The 15799-nt window shown below is 64.2% G+C and carries 18 protein-coding genes and 1 pseudogene; 16 read left to right on the top strand and 3 right to left on the bottom strand.

Annotated elements, in window-relative coordinates:
• Nucleotides 1-75 precede the first annotated feature (75 nt).
• The 5 genes from B2790_RS04115 (at nt 76) to B2790_RS04095 (ending at nt 5746) form a co-directional block, all read left to right on the top strand.
• Nucleotides 76-453 carry a gamma-butyrobetaine hydroxylase-like domain-containing protein gene (locus B2790_RS04115; protein WP_003249306.1) on the top strand — a complete coding sequence of 126 codons (378 nt, stop codon included), beginning with the start codon at nt 76-78 and terminating at the stop codon, nt 451-453.
• A gap of 268 nt (nt 454-721) precedes the next feature.
• Nucleotides 722-2401: a class II poly(R)-hydroxyalkanoic acid synthase gene (gene phaC / locus B2790_RS04110; RefSeq protein ID WP_286918315.1), complete on the top strand. Its 1680-nt coding sequence runs from the start codon at nt 722-724 to the stop codon at nt 2399-2401.
• A 63-nt stretch (nt 2402-2464) separates the two neighbouring features.
• Nucleotides 2465-3316, top strand: a complete 852-nt coding sequence (phaZ, locus tag B2790_RS04105; RefSeq protein ID WP_025340911.1) for a poly(3-hydroxyalkanoate) depolymerase — start codon at nt 2465-2467, stop codon at nt 3314-3316.
• 119 nt (nt 3317-3435) lie between these two features.
• The gene (gene phaC, locus B2790_RS04100; protein WP_286918314.1) at nt 3436-5118 is read left to right on the top strand and encodes a class II poly(R)-hydroxyalkanoic acid synthase; all 1683 of its coding nucleotides are present in this window, start codon (nt 3436-3438) and stop codon (nt 5116-5118) included.
• Between the two features lie 13 nt (nt 5119-5131).
• A complete protein-coding gene (locus B2790_RS04095) occupies nt 5132-5746 on the top strand; it encodes a TetR/AcrR family transcriptional regulator (protein WP_075046596.1) in 615 nt (204 codons plus the stop codon).
• A 120-nt stretch (nt 5747-5866) separates the two neighbouring features.
• Here B2790_RS04095 and B2790_RS04090 read toward each other — a convergent pair whose 3' ends face one another.
• The 3 genes from B2790_RS04090 to B2790_RS04080 form a co-directional block, all read right to left on the bottom strand.
• Nucleotides 5867-6640 (bottom strand): phasin family protein, encoded by a 774-nt coding sequence (locus tag B2790_RS04090; protein ID WP_137162563.1) that lies wholly within the window; start codon nt 6638-6640, stop codon nt 5867-5869.
• 10 nt (nt 6641-6650) lie between these two features.
• Complete coding sequence (locus tag B2790_RS04085; RefSeq protein WP_023663112.1) at nt 6651-7070, bottom strand: phasin family protein; 420 nt, start codon at nt 7068-7070, stop codon at nt 6651-6653.
• 124 nt (nt 7071-7194) lie between these two features.
• The gene (locus B2790_RS04080; protein WP_015272091.1) at nt 7195-7470 is read right to left on the bottom strand and encodes a polyhydroxyalkanoic acid system family protein; all 276 of its coding nucleotides are present in this window, start codon (nt 7468-7470) and stop codon (nt 7195-7197) included.
• 124 nt (nt 7471-7594) lie between these two features.
• Here B2790_RS04080 and ubiE point away from each other — a divergent pair, with 124 nt between their 5' ends.
• From ubiE to B2790_RS24935, 11 genes and pseudogenes are all read left to right on the top strand, one after another.
• The gene (gene ubiE, locus B2790_RS04075; protein WP_013974541.1) at nt 7595-8365 is read left to right on the top strand and encodes a bifunctional demethylmenaquinone methyltransferase/2-methoxy-6-polyprenyl-1,4-benzoquinol methylase UbiE; all 771 of its coding nucleotides are present in this window, start codon (nt 7595-7597) and stop codon (nt 8363-8365) included.
• On the top strand, nt 8365-8988 hold the full coding sequence (locus B2790_RS04070; RefSeq protein ID WP_075046598.1) for a ubiquinone biosynthesis accessory factor UbiJ: 624 nt from the start codon (nt 8365-8367) through the stop codon (nt 8986-8988). Before ubiE ends, B2790_RS04070 begins: the two co-directional genes overlap by 1 nt.
• Nucleotides 8985-10604, top strand: a complete 1620-nt coding sequence (gene ubiB, locus B2790_RS04065; protein ID WP_075046599.1) for a ubiquinone biosynthesis regulatory protein kinase UbiB — start codon at nt 8985-8987, stop codon at nt 10602-10604. Before B2790_RS04070 ends, ubiB begins: the two co-directional genes overlap by 4 nt.
• 72 nt (nt 10605-10676) lie before the next feature.
• Nucleotides 10677-11069 carry a phosphoribosyl-AMP cyclohydrolase gene (gene hisI, locus B2790_RS04060; RefSeq protein WP_013974544.1) on the top strand — a complete coding sequence of 131 codons (393 nt, stop codon included), beginning with the start codon at nt 10677-10679 and terminating at the stop codon, nt 11067-11069.
• Between the two features lies 1 nt (nt 11070).
• Nucleotides 11071-11406: a phosphoribosyl-ATP diphosphatase gene (locus B2790_RS04055; RefSeq protein WP_046613456.1), complete on the top strand. Its 336-nt coding sequence runs from the start codon at nt 11071-11073 to the stop codon at nt 11404-11406.
• 154 nt (nt 11407-11560) lie between these two features.
• A complete protein-coding gene (locus B2790_RS04050; RefSeq protein WP_025340917.1) occupies nt 11561-11833 on the top strand; it encodes a twin-arginine translocase TatA/TatE family subunit in 273 nt (90 codons plus the stop codon).
• Between the two features lie 3 nt (nt 11834-11836).
• Nucleotides 11837-12214, top strand: coding sequence for a Sec-independent protein translocase protein TatB (gene tatB, locus B2790_RS04045; RefSeq protein ID WP_025340918.1), 378 nt, complete (start codon nt 11837-11839; stop codon nt 12212-12214).
• Nucleotides 12211-12999, top strand: coding sequence for a twin-arginine translocase subunit TatC (tatC, locus tag B2790_RS04040; protein WP_013974546.1), 789 nt, complete (start codon nt 12211-12213; stop codon nt 12997-12999). The genes tatB and tatC overlap by 4 nt, the downstream gene beginning before the upstream one ends.
• Complete coding sequence (locus tag B2790_RS04035; protein WP_286918313.1) at nt 12996-13703, top strand: 16S rRNA (uracil(1498)-N(3))-methyltransferase; 708 nt, start codon at nt 12996-12998, stop codon at nt 13701-13703. The genes tatC and B2790_RS04035 overlap by 4 nt, the downstream gene beginning before the upstream one ends.
• 100 nt (nt 13704-13803) lie before the next feature.
• Nucleotides 13804-14865: pseudogene (locus B2790_RS24940) on the top strand (methyl-accepting chemotaxis protein); the annotation flags it as partial.
• Complete coding sequence (locus tag B2790_RS24935) at nt 14848-15720, top strand: methyl-accepting chemotaxis protein (RefSeq protein ID WP_414708559.1); 873 nt, start codon at nt 14848-14850, stop codon at nt 15718-15720. The pseudogene B2790_RS24940 and the gene B2790_RS24935, both read left to right, overlap by 18 nt.
• Nucleotides 15721-15799: the final 79 nt, after the last annotated feature.

The raw sequence follows: 15799 nt of genomic DNA, 5'->3' as shown, positions 1-15799 counted from the left end.
GCCCGCGAAGAGGCCCTTGAATCCCTCCATCATAAGCTGGAAGCTTGCTTCATCAGCTCCCGAGAGATTCCGCCCATGGCCCGCCTGCCCACCGCCATCAACCTGCACAAAGCCTCGAAAACCCTCAGCCTCACCTACGCCCCCGGCGAGGTCTACCACCTGCCTGCCGAATTCCTGCGCGTGCACTCCCCCTCCGCCGAGGTCCAGGGCCACGGTAACCCCATCCTCCAGTTCGGCAAGATCAACGTCGGCCTCAGCGGCCTGGAACCTGCCGGGCAATACGCACTGAAACTGACCTTCGACGACGGCCATGACAGCGGCCTGTTCACCTGGGAATACCTCGAGCAGCTGTGCCTGCGCCAGGAACAGCTGTGGGCCGAGTACCTCGACGAACTGCACAAGGCCGGGAAATCCCGCGACCCTGCCGAGTCGGTGGTCAAACTCATGCTCTAGCGCAAGGCCTGCAGGATTTAGAGCGCATTTTCTAAAATCATCTGTTTGAATGACTTACAGACAGCCCAGTGACGGGCTGTCTTGCGCATTACATGAAAGTCGGGTAACCAATGGGGGTGGCAAGTTCCCTGCATCAAATTGCAGGTAGTCAGAACCCTCGCAGCACCGCTGTTCCTTATCACTGGTCACCCGAGTAGCAGTACCGGGCTCAGAACTGTGCACCCGCCACAGCAACCGGTACTCGTCTCAGGACAACGGAGCGTCGTAGATGAGTAACAAGAACAACGATGAGCTGCAGCGGCAGGCCTCGGAAAACACCCTGGGGCTGAACCCGGTCATCGGTATCCGCCGCAAAGACCTGTTGAGCTCGGCACGCACCGTGCTGCGCCAGGCCGTGCGCCAACCGCTGCACAGCGCCAAGCATGTGGCCCACTTTGGCCTGGAGCTGAAGAACGTGCTGCTGGGCAAGTCCAGCCTTGCCCCGGAAAGCGACGACCGTCGCTTCAATGACCCGGCATGGAGCAACAACCCACTTTACCGCCGCTACCTGCAAACCTATCTGGCCTGGCGCAAGGAGCTGCAGGACTGGATCGGCAACAGTGACCTGTCTCCCCAGGACATCAGCCGCGGCCAGTTCGTCATCAACCTGATGACCGAAGCCATGGCTCCGACCAACACCCTGTCCAACCCGGCAGCAGTCAAACGCTTCTTCGAAACCGGCGGCAAGAGCCTGCTCGATGGCCTGTCCAACCTGGCCAAGGACCTGGTCAACAACGGCGGCATGCCCAGCCAGGTGAACATGGACGCCTTCGAGGTGGGCAAGAACCTGGGCACCAGTGAAGGCGCCGTGGTGTACCGCAACGATGTGCTGGAGCTGATCCAGTACAACCCCATCACCGAGCAGGTGCATGCCCGCCCGCTACTGGTGGTGCCGCCGCAAATCAACAAGTTCTACGTATTCGACCTGAGCCCGGAAAAGAGCCTGGCGCGCTACTGCCTGCGCTCACAGCAGCAGACCTTCATCATCAGCTGGCGCAACCCGACCAAAGCCCAGCGCGAATGGGGCCTGTCCACCTACATCGACGCGCTCAAGGAGGCGGTCGACGCGGTGCTGGCGATTACCGGCAGCAAGGACCTGAACATGCTCGGTGCCTGCTCCGGCGGCATCACCTGCACGGCATTGGTCGGCCACTATGCCGCCCTCGGCGAAAACAAGGTCAATGCCCTGACCCTGCTGGTCAGCGTGCTGGACACTACCATGGACAACCAGGTCGCCCTGTTCGTCGACGAGCAGACATTGGAGGCCGCCAAGCGCCACTCCTACCAGGCCGGCGTGCTCGAAGGCAGCGAGATGGCCAAGGTGTTCGCCTGGATGCGCCCCAACGACCTGATCTGGAACTACTGGGTCAACAACTACCTGCTCGGCAACGAGCCGCCGGTGTTCGACATCCTGTTCTGGAACAACGACACCACGCGCCTGCCGACCGCCTTCCACGGCGACCTGATCGAAATGTTCAAGAGCAACCCGCTGACCCGCCCGGACGCCCTGGAGGTTTGCGGCACTCCGATCGACCTGAAACAGGTCAAATGCGACATCTACAGCCTTGCCGGCACCAACGACCACATCACCCCGTGGCAGTCATGCTACCGCTCGGCGCACCTGTTCGGCGGCAAGATCGAGTTCGTGCTGTCCAACAGCGGCCACATCCAGAGCATCCTCAACCCGCCAGGCAACCCCAAGGCGCGCTTCATGACCGGTGCCGATCGCCCGGGTGACCCGGTGGCCTGGCAGGAGAACGCCACCAAGCATGCCGACTCCTGGTGGCTGCACTGGCAAAGCTGGCTGGGCGAGCGTGCCGGCGAGCTGAAAAAGGCGCCGACCCGCCTGGGCAACCGTGCCTACGCCGCTGGCGAGGCGTCCCCGGGCACCTACGTTCACGAGCGTTGAGCTGCAGCGCCGTGGCCCCCTGCGGGGCGCCACGGTGTTCATTTCACCCCATGAGTCACGCGCATGCCGCAACCCTACATCTTCAGGACCGTCGAGCTGGACAACCAGTCCATCCGCACCGCCGTCCGCCCGGGCAAGCCGCACCTGACGCCGCTGCTGATTTTCAACGGCATCGGTGCCAACCTGGAGCTGGTGTTTCCGTTCATCGAAGCACTGGACCCGGACCTGGAAGTCATTGCCTTTGACGTACCCGGGGTCGGCGGCTCGTCCACGCCGCGCCACCCATACCGCTTCCCCGGGTTGGCCAAGCTGACGGCACGCATGCTCGACTACCTCGACTACGGCCAGGTCAATGTCATTGGTGTGTCCTGGGGCGGCGCCCTGGCCCAGCAGTTCGCCCACGATTACCCCGAACGCTGCAAAAAACTGGTGCTGGCCGCCACCGCAGCCGGTGCGGTGATGGTGCCAGGCAAGCCCAAGGTGTTGTGGATGATGGCCAGCCCACGGCGTTACGTGCAGCCGTCGCATGTCATCCGCATTGCGCCGACGATCTATGGCGGCGGCTTCCGGCGTGACCCCGAACTGGCCATGCAGCACGCCGCCAAGGTGCGCTCCGGCGGCAAGATGGGCTACTACTGGCAGCTGTTCGCCGGGCTCGGCTGGACCAGCATCCACTGGCTGCACAAGATCCAGCAACCGACCCTGGTGCTGGCCGGCGACGACGACCCGCTGATCCCGCTGATCAACATGCGCCTGCTGGCCTGGCGGATTCCCAATGCCCAGCTACACATTATCGACGACGGTCATTTATTCCTGATCACCCGGGCCGAGGCCGTCGCCCCGATCATCATGAAGTTCCTTCAGCAAGAACGACAGCGCGCCGTCATGCACCCTCGTCCGGCTTCGGGCGGGTAAATCGATGCGGCCTTCTTCGCGGGCATGCCCGCTCCCACAGGGATGGCGCCGAACCTGTGGGAGCGGGCATGCCCGCGAAGGTCTCGACAGCGAAATGGCTTAGACGAGGGAGTGTTGCCATGAAAGACAAACCGGCCAAAGGAACGCCAACGCTTCCCGCCACCAGCATGAACGTGCAGAACGCCATCCTCGGCCTGCGCGGTCGTGACCTGATTTCCACGCTGCGCAATGTCAGCCGCCAAAGCCTGCGTCACCCGCTGCACACCGCACATCACCTGTTGGCCCTGGGTGGCCAGCTGGGCCGGGTGATACTGGGTGACACACCGCTTCAGCCGAACCCGCGCGATCCGCGCTTCAGCGACCCGACATGGAGCCAGAACCCGTTCTACCGGCGCGGCCTGCAAGCCTACCTGGCCTGGCAGAAGCAGACCCGCCTGTGGATCGAGGAAAGCCACCTGGACGACGATGACCGGGCCCGTGCGCACTTCCTGTTCAACCTGATCAACGATGCCCTGGCGCCGAGCAACTCGCTGCTCAACCCGCTGGCGGTCAAGGAACTGTTCAACAGCGGTGGCCAGAGCCTGGTGCGCGGCATGGCCCACCTGCTCGATGACCTGCGCCACAATGACGGCCTGCCACGCCAGGTCGACGAGCGCGCCTTCGAAGTGGGCGGCAACCTGGCCGCGACTGCCGGCGCCGTGGTGTTCCGCAACGAGCTGCTGGAGCTGATCCAGTACAAGCCGATGAGCGAAAAGCAGCACGCCCGGCCACTGCTGGTGGTGCCGCCACAGATCAACAAGTTCTACATCTTCGACCTCAGCTCGACCAACAGCTTCGTCCAGTACATGCTCAAGAATGGCCTGCAGGTGTTCATGGTCAGCTGGCGCAACCCCGACCCACGCCACCGCGAATGGGGCCTGTCCAGCTACGTGCAGGCCCTGGAAGAAGCGCTCAACGCTTGCCGCAGCATTAGCGGCAACCGCGACCCCAACCTGATGGGCGCCTGCGCCGGTGGCCTGACCATGGCCGCACTGCAGGGCCACCTGCAGGCCAAGCACCAGCTGCGCCGGGTGCGCAGCGCCACCTACCTGGTCAGCTTGCTGGACAGCAAGTTCGAAAGCCCCGCCAGCCTGTTCGCCGACGAGCAGACCATCGAGGCCGCCAAGCGCCGCTCCTACCAGCGCGGTGTGCTGGATGGCGCCGAGGTGGCGCGGATCTTCGCCTGGATGCGGCCCAACGACCTGATCTGGAACTACTGGGTCAACAACTACCTGCTCGGCAAGACACCACCAGCCTTCGACATCCTGTACTGGAACGCCGACAGCACGCGCCTGCCCGCCGCGCTGCATGGCGACCTGCTGGACTTCTTCAAGCTCAACCCGCTGACCCACCCAGCCGGCCTGGAGGTATGCGGCACACCCATCGACCTGCAGAAGGTCGAGCTGGACAGTTTCACCGTGGCCGGCAGCAACGACCACATCACCCCGTGGGATGCGGTGTACCGCTCGGCCTTGCTGCTGGGTGGCGACCGGCGCTTCGTGCTGGCCAACAGCGGGCACATCCAGAGCATCATCAACCCGCCCGGCAACCCCAAGGCCTACTACCTGGCCAACCCCAAGCTGTCCAGCGACCCGCGTGCCTGGTTCCACGATGCCAAGCGCAGCGAAGGCAGCTGGTGGCCGTTGTGGCTGGAGTGGATCACCGCGCGCTCCGGCCCGCTCAAGGCACCGCGCAGCGAACTGGGCAATGCCACCTACCCACCGCTGGGCCCCGCGCCGGGCACCTACGTGCTGACCCGATGAGCATGCCGACTGGATGAAGACTCGCGACCGTATCCTCGAATGTGCCCTGCAGCTGTTCAACCAGCAGGGCGAACCGAACGTATCCACCCTGGAAATTGCCAACGAACTGGGCATCAGCCCTGGCAACCTCTACTACCACTTCCACGGCAAGGAGCCGTTGGTGCTGGGGTTGTTCGAGCGCTTTGAAGAAGCGCTGATGCCCTTGCTCGACCCGCCGCTGGAGGTACGCCTTGACGCCGAGGATTACTGGCTGTTCCTGCACCTGATCGTCGAACGCATGGCGCAGTACCGCTTCCTGTTCCAGGACCTGTCGAACCTGACCGGGCGCCTGCCCAAACTGGCCCGCGGCATGCGCAACCTGATCAACGCGCTCAAGCGCACACTGGCGGCGTTGCTGGCCAGCCTCAAGGGCCAAGGGTTGGTAGAGAGCGAGACCCAGGCGCTGGGGCAACTGGTGGAGCAGATCACCCTGACACTGATGTTCTCGCTGGATTATCAGCGGGTACTGGGGCGCGAGGGGGATGTGGGGATTGTGGTGTACCAGGTGATGATGCTGGTGGCGCCGCATCTGCAGGCCCAGGCGCGGGGGGCGGCGGAGCAATTGGCGGTGCGGTATCTGGAGGGGTAAGCCTGTTGATTCGGTGTCGCGGCTTTCGCGGGCATGCCCGCTCCCACAGGTGAAATGCAGTGCTCGAGTGCACACAGGACCTGTGGGAGCGGGCAAGCCCGCGAAGATGGCGACGCGGTATCAGATCAGGGTACCGGTGCCTGTCTGTGCCGAAGGCGGGTTGCTGGCCGGAGCCGCAGTGGGCGCCGAAGCTGCGCTAGCGGCCGGAGCGGCGCTGGCCGCTGGAGCTGCCGGCTTGGCGGCTGCCGGCTTGGCCGGTGCTTTCTTCACTGCAGGCTTCTTCGCCACAGCCGGTTTGGCCGCTGCCGGTTTCGCCGCAGGCTTGGCCGCCGCAGTCTTGGCAGCAGGTTTAGCCGCTGCGGCCTTGGCTGCCGGCTTGGCTGCCGCGGTTTTTGCCGCAGGCTTGGCCGCTGCCGTCTTGGCCAGTGGCTTGGCCGCCGCCTTGCTCGCAGCCGGTTTGGCTGCAGTGCGCGACGAAATCGGGGTAACCGAAGCGCCGGTGAGTTTCTCGATCTGCTTGGTCAGGCTGTCCACCTGCTGGTGCAGGGCCTTGATCTCGTTGCGGCTCGGCACGCCAAGGCGCGAGATGGCACTGTTCAGGCGCTTGTCGAAGGCCTCTTCGAGTTCGCTCCACTTGCCTAGCGCACGGTCCTTCACGCCCGACACACGCGAAGTGGTCGACGACTTGGCAGTTTCAGCAACATCTTCTGCGGTCTTCTTCGCCTGTTTCTCGGCCTTCTCGCCATCCTTTACCAGCGAGTCGAACAGCTTCGGGCCGTCCTGGTCGATCTTCGAATAGATACCAAGCCCCGCCAGCCAGATCTTGCGGGAGTACTTCTCGATCCCGCCGACCCAGGAGCTGCCTTCTTTCTCGGAATTCTTCTTGCCAGCCATCCTGCTCTCCTTATGGTTTGTGCGCGACGCGCTCGAGCAGCTCGTGCAGCTGTTCAAGCTTGATGGACAACGCCTCAACGTCATGTTTAGACGGAATGCCAAGGCGATTCAAGGCGCGACCTACCCGCGCGTCGAAAGCTTTTTCGATCTTGTCCAGTTGAACTTCGACCTTGCCGCGTACGCGACTGACTTCCTGGGTCGCTTCGTCGATCTGGTTGTTGGCAGCATCGAGCTCCTTGTCGATGCGCTTCTTGCCACGCTTCTCGACGCCTTCGCCGGCCTTGACCAGCTCATTGAAGTAGTCGGAGCCTTCCTGGCCCACGCGCGCATAGGCGCCGATGCCCGCCAGCCAGATCTTGCGCGCGTAGCCGCGCACCTCGCCCAGCGTACCCGGGGCGTCGTCCTTTTTCTTCACAGTCACTTTGGCCATGCTCTGTACCTCATGCTCATGAGTGGAGGAGGAACCGCCCATGGAGGTTGGGCTTGAGCACAAGGTAGAGAGGGAAATTAGAATCTTCACCCTAAGGTGAACGAGCATGGCCCGGGAAGGGGTGTCAGGCCAGGGCTTTGTCCAGCGCCCGCTCGATCTCGCCCTTGATGGTGCCGCTCATCATCGACAGCATCATGCCCAGCTTCAATTCGACGCGGATGCGGTCATCGAAGATGTGCACGCTGCCGTTGGCACCGCTGCGCGCCACGTCGACCCGGTCACCGTTCCAGGTGGCCTTGAGGTCGTATTCGCGGGTCAGTTTGTCGACCAGCGCTTCAGCCTTGGCACGGGCGGCATCACGGCCGAGGGAATGTTTGCGTTCGACGCTGATCTGGGTCATGCGGGTGTTCCTGAAGATGAAGACATAATGGGCATTATGCCCGCCCCTGCCCACTGGCACACCCCGCCAAGACAAATCCGCCCGTTCGCCCTAGAATGGCGGTAATTTTTTCCGGTGAAGCGATATGAACGACCAGCGCAAAGGCGACCACGCCGAACCCACCACCCATTTCGGTTACCAGGACGTCCCTGAAAGCCAGAAGGCGAAGAAAGTCGCCGAGGTGTTCCACTCGGTAGCGGCCAAGTACGACCTGATGAACGACGTGCTTTCCGGCGGCATGCACCGCCTGTGGAAGCGCTTCACCATCGAGCTGTCGGGCGTACGCGCCGGCAACCGTGTACTGGACATCGCCGGCGGTACCGGCGACCTGGCCGCCAAGTTCTCGCGGCTGGTCGGCCCGACCGGCCAGGTAGTGCTGGCCGACATCAACGAGTCGATGCTAAAGGTCGGCCGTGACCGCCTGCTCGACCGTGGCGTGGCCGGCAACATCGAGTTCGTCCAGGCCGACGCCGAGAAGCTGCCATTCCCGGACAACCACTTCGACTGCGTGACCATCGCCTTCGGCCTGCGCAACGTCACCCACAAGGACGAAGCCATCCGCTCGATGCTGCGCGTGCTCAAGCCGGGCGGACGCCTGCTGGTGCTGGAGTTCTCCAAGCCGACCAACAAGCTGATGTCCAAGGCCTACGACGCCTACTCGTTCGCCTTCATGCCGCTGGCCGGCAAGCTGATCACCAACGACTCGGAGAGCTACCGTTACCTCGCCGAGTCGATCCGCATGCACCCCGATCAAGAAACCCTGAAGGCCATGATGGTCGAGGCCGGTTTCGACCGCGTCACCTACCACAACATGACCAGCGGCATCGTTGCCGTGCACCGGGGGATCAAGCCCTGATGCTGCTGGCCGGGCTGCTCGCCAGCGCCGAACATGGCCTGAACCGCGTCCTGCGCATGGACAGCACGGCCCTGCCGCGGCTGGCCGCGCTGGAGGGCAAGGTCATCGAGATCGACTGCCGCCAGCCAGCCTTGCAGGTGTTCATCCTGCCCGATGAAGAGGGCCTGATGCTTGCCGCCCACTGGCAAGGCGAGGTCGACTGCAGCCTGCGCGCCCCGGCCGGCAGCCTGGCGCAACTGGCCCTGGCCAGGGACAAGACTGCCGTGCTGCACAGCCCGCAAGTCGAACTGCATGGCGACAGCGCCGTGCTGCTCGACCTGTTCGGTGTGCTGCAGGACCTGGAGCTGGACTGGGAGCACGAGCTGCAACGCTGGCTCGGCCCGGTCGCCACGGCGCTGCTGGCGGGCCACATCCGCCTGCGTGCACGCTGGACCCGCCAGGGCCTGGCGCGCTTCAGCCAGAACCTTTCCGAGTACCTGGCCGAAGAGTCCCGTACCCTGGTCGGCAAGCGCGAAGCCGAAGCCGCCTTCAGCGAGCTCGATGCCCTGAAGCTCGATACAGAACGCCTCGAGGCGCGCCTCAAGCGCCTTTCCCGAACCCTTGATACCAGCGATAACGCATGAAGCTGCTCGCCGTCCGCCGTCTTTTTCGCATCCAGCGTGTGGTGATCCGCTACCGTCTCGATGACCTGCTGTTCGACCTGCCGCTGCCCTGGTGGCTGATGAGCCTGCGCCTGCTGATGCCGTGGCGCTGGCTGCCGCGCAAGCCGTCCGAGCTCAGCCGTGGCGCGCGCCTGCGCCTGGCCCTGCAGGACCTGGGGCCGATCTTCATCAAGTTCGGCCAGTTGTTGTCCACCCGCCGCGACCTGCTGCCCAACGACATTGCCGATGAGCTGATGCTGCTGCAGGACCGCGTGCCGCCGTTCGACCCCAAGCAGGCCGTGGCACTGATCGAGGCGCAGTTGGGCGCCCCGGTAACGCAACTTTTCAGCCGCTTCGACGTCGAGCCACTGGCCTCGGCCTCGGTGGCCCAGGTGCACGCTGCGCGCCTGAAAAGTGGCGAGGAAGTGGTGGTCAAGGTGGTGCGCCCGGGCCTGAAGCCGGTGATCGCCCAGGACCTGGCCTGGCTGTTCCTGATCGCCAAGGCCGCCGAGCGCGCTTCGGCCGACGCCCGTCGCCTGCACCCGGTGGAAATCGTCGGCGATTACGAAAAAACCATCTACGACGAGCTCGACCTGCTGCGCGAAGCGGCCAACGCCAGCCAGCTGCGGCGCAACTTCGAAGGCTCCGAGCTGATGTACGTGCCCCAGGTGTACTGGGACCTGTGCCGCCCCAAGGTGCTGGTGATGGAGCGCATCTACGGCGTGCCGGTGACCGACATGGCCACCTTGGCCGACCAGCGCACCGACATGAAGCTGCTGGCCGAACGGGGTGTGGAGGTGTTCTTCACCCAGGTGTTCCGCGACAGCTTCTTCCATGCCGACATGCACCCCGGCAACATCTTCGTCAGCACGGTCAAACCATGGAGCCCGCAGTACATCGCCATCGACTGCGGCATCGTCGGCAGCCTGACCGCCGAGGACCAGGACTACCTGGCGCGCAACCTGATCGCTTTCTTCAAGCGTGACTACCGCCGCGTCGCCCAGTTGCACATCGACTCGGGCTGGGTGCCGGCGCACACCAAGGTCAACGAGTTCGAAGCGGCGATCCGCACCGTGTGCGAGCCGATCTTCGAAAAACCGTTAAAGGATATTTCCTTCGGCCAGGTGCTGATGCGCCTGTTCCAGACCGCCCGGCGCTTCAACATGGAAGTGCAGCCGCAGCTGGTGTTGCTGCAGAAGACCCTGCTCAACATCGAGGGCCTGGGCCGCCAGCTGTACCCCGAGCTGGACCTGTGGAGCACCGCCAAGCCATTCCTCGAGCGCTGGATGCGCGACCGCATGAGCCCCAAGGCCGTGCTCGGCAACATCCACAGCCAGGTCGAGCAACTGCCGCACCTGGCCGACATGGCCCGCGACCTGCTCGAGCGCCTGTCGCAACCGCACCTGCACGATCCGCAACTGCCGGAGCGGCGCCGCCAGGGCGACCGCTGGGCGCTGCGCCTGCTCGGCGCCGGCCTGCTCGGCGGTGGTGCGGTACTGGCTGCTGGTGCCGCCGCGGCCACCAGCCTGGCCGCCCCTGCCGCCTGGCCGGCCTGGCTGATGCTGGCCGCCGGCCTTTACCTGATCGTGCGCCAATAGCCAGCCGCGCCCTTGGCTGGCACACTAGCGCAAAGGGCCCGGCACAGGAGCGGGCCCGCTTTGGAGTCGACGATGAAAGACTGGCTGGACGAGATCAAGTGGAACAGCGAGGGCCTGGTACCGGCGATCGCCCAGGACCACAAGACCGGACGCGTGCTGATGATGGCCTGGATGAACCGCGAATCGCTGGCCCTGACCGCCGCCGAGCAACGCGCCATCTACTGGTCGCGTTCGCGTGGCAAGCTGTGGCGCAAAGGCGAGGAATCCGGGCATGTGCAGAAGCTGCATGAAATGCGCCTGGACTGCGATGCCGACGTGATCATCCTGATGGTCGAGCAATTGGGCCATATCGCCTGCCATACCGGCCGTGAAAGCTGCTTTTACCGCGTCTTCGAAGACGGCCAGTGGAAAACCGTCGACCCGGTCCTGAAAGACCCGGATGCCATCTACAGCGCAGGACACTGACATGAGCGACACCCTCAACCGCCTGGCCGAAGTGCTTGAAGAACGCAAGCAAGCGGCGCCCGACAGCTCCTACGTGGCCAGCCTGTACCACAAGGGCCTGAACAAGATCCTCGAAAAGCTCGGCGAAGAGTCGGTCGAGACGATCATTGCCGCCAAGGATGCCGCGGTCAGCAAGGATTACAGCGATGTCATCTACGAAACCGCCGACCTGTGGTTTCATAGCCTGGTAATGCTCAGCGCGCTGGGCCAGCATCCGCAAGCCGTGCTCGATGAGCTGGAACGCCGCTTCGGGCTTTCCGGGCATGATGAGAAGGCAGCACGAACGCCTTCTGCCTGACGTATTTTGGGGCGCCTGTGGGAGCGGGCGTGCCCGCGAAGAATACGACGCGGTGCATGGCACCGGCTACGCCGGTGTTCGCGGGCATGCCCGCTCCCACAGGGGCCGTGTTGCCGGATCGATTTGCTGTACACACATTTTTCAGGAGTACGAAATGGGTATCTTTGACTGGAAACACTGGATCGTCCTGCTGGTGGTCGTGGTCCTGGTGTTTGGCACCAAGAAGCTGAAGAACTTCGGCAGTGACCTGGGTGAGTCGATCAAGGGCTTCCGCAAGGCCATGAGCGACGAAGAGAACAAGCCGGCCGAGCAGACCCCGCCGCCTGCCCAACCCGTTCCACCGGTGCAGAACACTGCCCAGCAGAACCAGGGCCACACCATCGAAGGCCAGGCCCAGCCGGCTCAAGAGCCGCAGCGGAAAGACTGACCCATGTTCGGCATCAGTTTCAGCGAGCTGCTGCTCGTCGGCCTGGTCGCCCTGCTGGTGCTCGGCCCCGAGCGCCTGCCCGGTGCCGCGCGCACGGCAGGCCTGTGGATCGGCCGGCTCAAGCGCAGTTTCAACAGCATCAAGATGGAAGTGGAGCGCGAAATCGGCGCCGACGAAATCCGCCGCCAGCTGCACAACGAGCACATCCTGCAGATGGAAGAGGAAGCCAAGCGCATCCTCAACCCGATGACGCCACCGGCGCAGCCGCCTGTCACCACCGCAACCGTTCAGCCCCCCGCCGGGCTCGAAGCCAGGCCGGTCGAGACCGCTGCCACCCCGGCCACGCCTTCTGAACCGCCTCAACCGCCGCGAGCCCCATGAGCGAAAATCCGGAACACGACCAGCCAATGCCGCTGGTTTCGCACCTGACCGAACTGCGCACCCGCCTGCTGCGCTGCGTTGCCGTCATTTTCCTGATCTTTGCCGGGCTGTTCTCCTTCGCCCAGCAGATCTACACCTTGGTCTCCGCGCCGCTGCGCGAGCACCTGCCGGCCAATGCGACGATGATCGCCACCGACGTGGCCTCGCCGTTCCTCACGCCGTTCAAGCTGACCATGATCGTCTCGCTGTTCCTGGCGATACCGTTCATCCTCCAGCAGATCTGGGGCTTCATCGCACCCGGGCTGTACCGCCATGAAAAGCGCATCGCCATTCCGCTGTTGGTGTCGAGCATCTTCCTGTTCTACGCCGGCATGGCCTTCGCCTATTTCCTGGTGTTCCCGCTGATCTTCGGCTTCTTCGCCAGCGCCACGCCGGAAGGCGTGTCGATGATGACCGACATCGCCAGCTACCTCGACTTCGTGATGACGCTGTTCTTCGCCTTTGGCGTGGCCTTCGAAATCCCGGTGGCGGTGGTGCTGCTGGTATGGATCGGCGTGGTCGATGTGAAGTACCTGAAGAAGATTCGCCCCTACGTGATCATCGGCTGCTTCGTGGTCGGCATGGTCCTCACCCCACCGGACATCTTCTCCCAGACCCTGCTGGCCGTTCCCATGTGGCTGCTGTTCGAGATCGGCGTGCTGTGCGGCAGCCTGATCCGCAAGCGCAGCGCCCACGACGAAACCGCCAACGACCACAACGACCAGCCACCAGCGACCCAACCGTGAACCTGTTGCTCCTTGAAGAGGCCGACTTCGTCTCGGCCGACCGCGTCGTTCTCGCAGACCGGCGCTTCACCCACATGCAGGACATCCACCGTGTGGCGGTGGGCGACAATCTGCGCGTGGGCCGCATCAACGGCCTGATGGGCAAGGCCACGGTGCTGCGCCTGGAAAAACACGAAGCCGAACTGGAAGTCGCCTTTGACCAGCAGCCACCGGCCAAGCTGCCGCTGACCCTGGTGCTGGCCGTACCTCGGCCGAAAATGCTGCGCCGGCTGTTCCAGACCGTGGCTACCCTTGGCGTGCCGCGGCTGATCCTGCTGAACAGCTACAAGGTCGAGAAAAGCTTCTGGCAAACACCGTTCCTGCACCCGGACAGCATTCGCGAGAACCTCATCCTGGGCCTGGAACAAGCCCGCGACACCGTGCTGCCCGAAGTGATCATCGAGAAGCGCTTCAAACCGTTCGTCGAAGACCGCCTGCCGGCCATCGCCGCAGGCACCCTGGGCCTGGTCGGCCACCCCGGCCCCTACCCCGCCTGCCCGCGCGCCGTGGAGCAGCCCGTGACCCTGGCAATCGGCCCGGAGGGCGGCTGGATCCCCTACGAGGTGGACCTGCTGGGCAAGGCAGGCCTGGCTCCGGTCCAGCTGGGCGACCGCATCCTGCGGGTAGAGACCGCGGTGACAGCGATGCTTTCACGAGTTTTCTGACACTCAAGTCAACTTTTACCCATAAAGTTTCCCCTCCCCAGGCCGATTGTCTTGGCAACACAACAATTAATCGTGCTGCCAAGGCGCCGGGGAGTCGTACATGTATCAATGGTTCGCCCAATCATTGGGCAATGTGAGCGTCAATCGCAAACTGGGGCTGGGCTTCGGCCTGGTGCTGCTGTTGACCCTGGCCATCACCCTGGCGGGCTGGCACGGCATGGACAGCATCATCAACCGTGGCGACAAGCTGGGAAACATCTCGGTCATTCAGCAGTACACCCAGGAACTGCGCATCGCCCGCCAGCATTACCAGCGCCAGCCTGACGAAGCCTCGGTGGCAGAGCTGGAAAAAGCCCTGGGCAATCTCGAGCGCCAGGTGCAGCTTATGCTCGGGCAGATCGAGCAGCCCGCTGACAGCCAGCGCCTTGAGCAGCAGCGCGAGGCCGTGCGCGGCTACCAGCAGGCGTTCAACGAGCTGAAACAGGCCGGCCAACACCGCGAGGCCAGCCGCGCCGTGCTAGGCGACACTGCCGACAAGGCCGCGGAGCTGATTGGCCGGGTGCAACGCGGCCTGCTGCAGGGTGGCGATATCAGCCAGTACCAGCACGCGGTGGAAGTCAGCGCCCTGTTGCAACAGGCGCGGTTCCAGGTACGCGGTTACACCTACAGCGGCAACGCCGACTACCAGCAAACGGCGCTGAAGGCCATCGACCAGGCCTTGGCCGAGCTACGCGCGCTACCGGCCAAAGTGCCGGCGGAGCATGCTGCCAGCCTGGACGATGCCACCACCGCCCTGGCAGGCTACCGCGACGCGGTCACCCAGTTCGGCAGTGCCCAGGTCGCCAGTGAGCAGGCCCTGCAGAGCATGGTCGAGCACGGCACGGTACTGCTGCAGACCAGCCAGGCGATGACCACCTCGCAAACCGCTGTGCGCGACGCCGGGGCGGCCCAGGCCAAGACCGTGCTCGCCGTGGCCACCGTGCTGGCGCTGACCCTCGGCCTGCTGGCGGCCTGGGCCATCACCCGGCAGATCATCGTCCCGCTGCGCCAGACCTTGCACGCCGCCGAACGCGTGGCCAGTGGCGACCTGACCCTGAACCTGCAGGTACAACGCCGCGACGAACTGGGCCAGTTGCAAGCCAGCATGCATCGCATGACCCAGGGCCTGCGCGAACTGATCAGCGGCATCGGTGATGGTGTGACGCAGATCGCCAGTGCTGCCGAGGAGCTGTCGGCGGTGACCGAGCAGACCAGTGCCGGGGTCAACAACCAGAAGGTCGAGACCGATCAGGTGGCGACCGCCATGAACCAGATGACCGCTACCGTGCATGAGGTGGCGCGCAATGCCGAGCAGGCCTCGGAAGCTGCGTTGATGGCCGACCAGCAGGCCCGCGAGGGCGATCGTGTAGTGGGCGAGGCGGTTGCGCAGATCGAGCGCCTGGCCGGCGAGGTGGTCAACTCCAGCGAAGCGATGAACCAGCTCAAGGCCGAAAGCGACAAGATCGGCAGCGTGCTCGACGTGATCAAGTCGGTGGCCCAGCAGACCAACCTGCTGGCCCTCAACGCGGCGATCGAGGCGGCCCGGGCCGGCGAGGCCGGGCGTGGCTTTGCCGTGGTGGCCGATGAAGTGCGCAGCCTGGCGCAGCGCACTCAGCAATCGACCGAAGAGATCGAAGAACTGATTGCCGGCCTGCAGAGCGGCACCCAGCGCGTGGCCAGCGTGATGGACAGCAGCCGCCAGTTGACCGACAGCAGTGTCGAACTGACCCGCCGTGCCGGCAGCTCGCTGGAGACCATCACCCGGACCGTATCGTCGATCCAGGCCATGAACCAGCAGATTGCCACTGCAGCGGAAGAACAGACGGCCGTGGCAGAAGAGATCAACCGCAGCGTGATGAACGTGCGGGATATTTCTGACCAGACCTCGGCGGCCAGTGAAGAGACGGCCAGCTCCAGCGTGGAGCTGGCGCGGTTGGGTACCCACCTGCAAGGGTTGGTGGGGCGGTTCAGGCTGTGATCTGAAGCATGAGCCATCTGTGCCGGCCTCTTCGCGGGCTTGCCCGCTCCCACAGGCTCTGCATGGCCCTTGAAGCCTG

It is taken from the genome of Pseudomonas sp. UBA6753, assembly GCF_002453565.1.
GTDB classification, from domain to species: domain Bacteria; phylum Pseudomonadota; class Gammaproteobacteria; order Pseudomonadales; family Pseudomonadaceae; genus Aquipseudomonas; species Aquipseudomonas putida_Z.
The sequence above is the reverse complement of the archived record's forward strand: the minus strand, read 5'-3'. Positions and strand labels throughout refer to the sequence as shown.

Coding starts and splice junctions, on each gene's coding strand:
- tatB (WP_025340918.1), top strand. CDS start 11,837: ATGTTCGGCATCAGTTTCAGCGAGCTGCTGCTCGTCGGCCTGGTCGCC.
- B2790_RS04050 (WP_025340917.1), top strand. CDS start 11,561: ATGGGTATCTTTGACTGGAAACACTGGATCGTCCTGCTGGTGGTCGTG.
- B2790_RS04095 (WP_075046596.1), top strand. CDS start 5,132: ATGAAGACTCGCGACCGTATCCTCGAATGTGCCCTGCAGCTGTTCAAC.
- B2790_RS04080 (WP_015272091.1), bottom strand. CDS start 7,470: ATGACCCAGATCAGCGTCGAACGCAAACATTCCCTCGGCCGTGATGCC.
- B2790_RS04090 (WP_137162563.1), bottom strand. CDS start 6,640: ATGGCTGGCAAGAAGAATTCCGAGAAAGAAGGCAGCTCCTGGGTCGGC.
- B2790_RS04085 (WP_023663112.1), bottom strand. CDS start 7,070: ATGGCCAAAGTGACTGTGAAGAAAAAGGACGACGCCCCGGGTACGCTG.
- phaZ (WP_025340911.1), top strand. CDS start 2,465: ATGCCGCAACCCTACATCTTCAGGACCGTCGAGCTGGACAACCAGTCC.
- B2790_RS04115 (WP_003249306.1), top strand. CDS start 76: ATGGCCCGCCTGCCCACCGCCATCAACCTGCACAAAGCCTCGAAAACC.
- ubiB (WP_075046599.1), top strand. CDS start 8,985: ATGAAGCTGCTCGCCGTCCGCCGTCTTTTTCGCATCCAGCGTGTGGTG.
- ubiE (WP_013974541.1), top strand. CDS start 7,595: ATGAACGACCAGCGCAAAGGCGACCACGCCGAACCCACCACCCATTTC.
- B2790_RS04055 (WP_046613456.1), top strand. CDS start 11,071: ATGAGCGACACCCTCAACCGCCTGGCCGAAGTGCTTGAAGAACGCAAG.
- phaC (WP_286918315.1), top strand. CDS start 722: ATGAGTAACAAGAACAACGATGAGCTGCAGCGGCAGGCCTCGGAAAAC.
- hisI (WP_013974544.1), top strand. CDS start 10,677: ATGAAAGACTGGCTGGACGAGATCAAGTGGAACAGCGAGGGCCTGGTA.
- B2790_RS24935 (WP_414708559.1), top strand. CDS start 14,848: ATGCATCGCATGACCCAGGGCCTGCGCGAACTGATCAGCGGCATCGGT.
- tatC (WP_013974546.1), top strand. CDS start 12,211: ATGAGCGAAAATCCGGAACACGACCAGCCAATGCCGCTGGTTTCGCAC.
- phaC (WP_286918314.1), top strand. CDS start 3,436: ATGAAAGACAAACCGGCCAAAGGAACGCCAACGCTTCCCGCCACCAGC.
- B2790_RS04070 (WP_075046598.1), top strand. CDS start 8,365: ATGCTGCTGGCCGGGCTGCTCGCCAGCGCCGAACATGGCCTGAACCGC.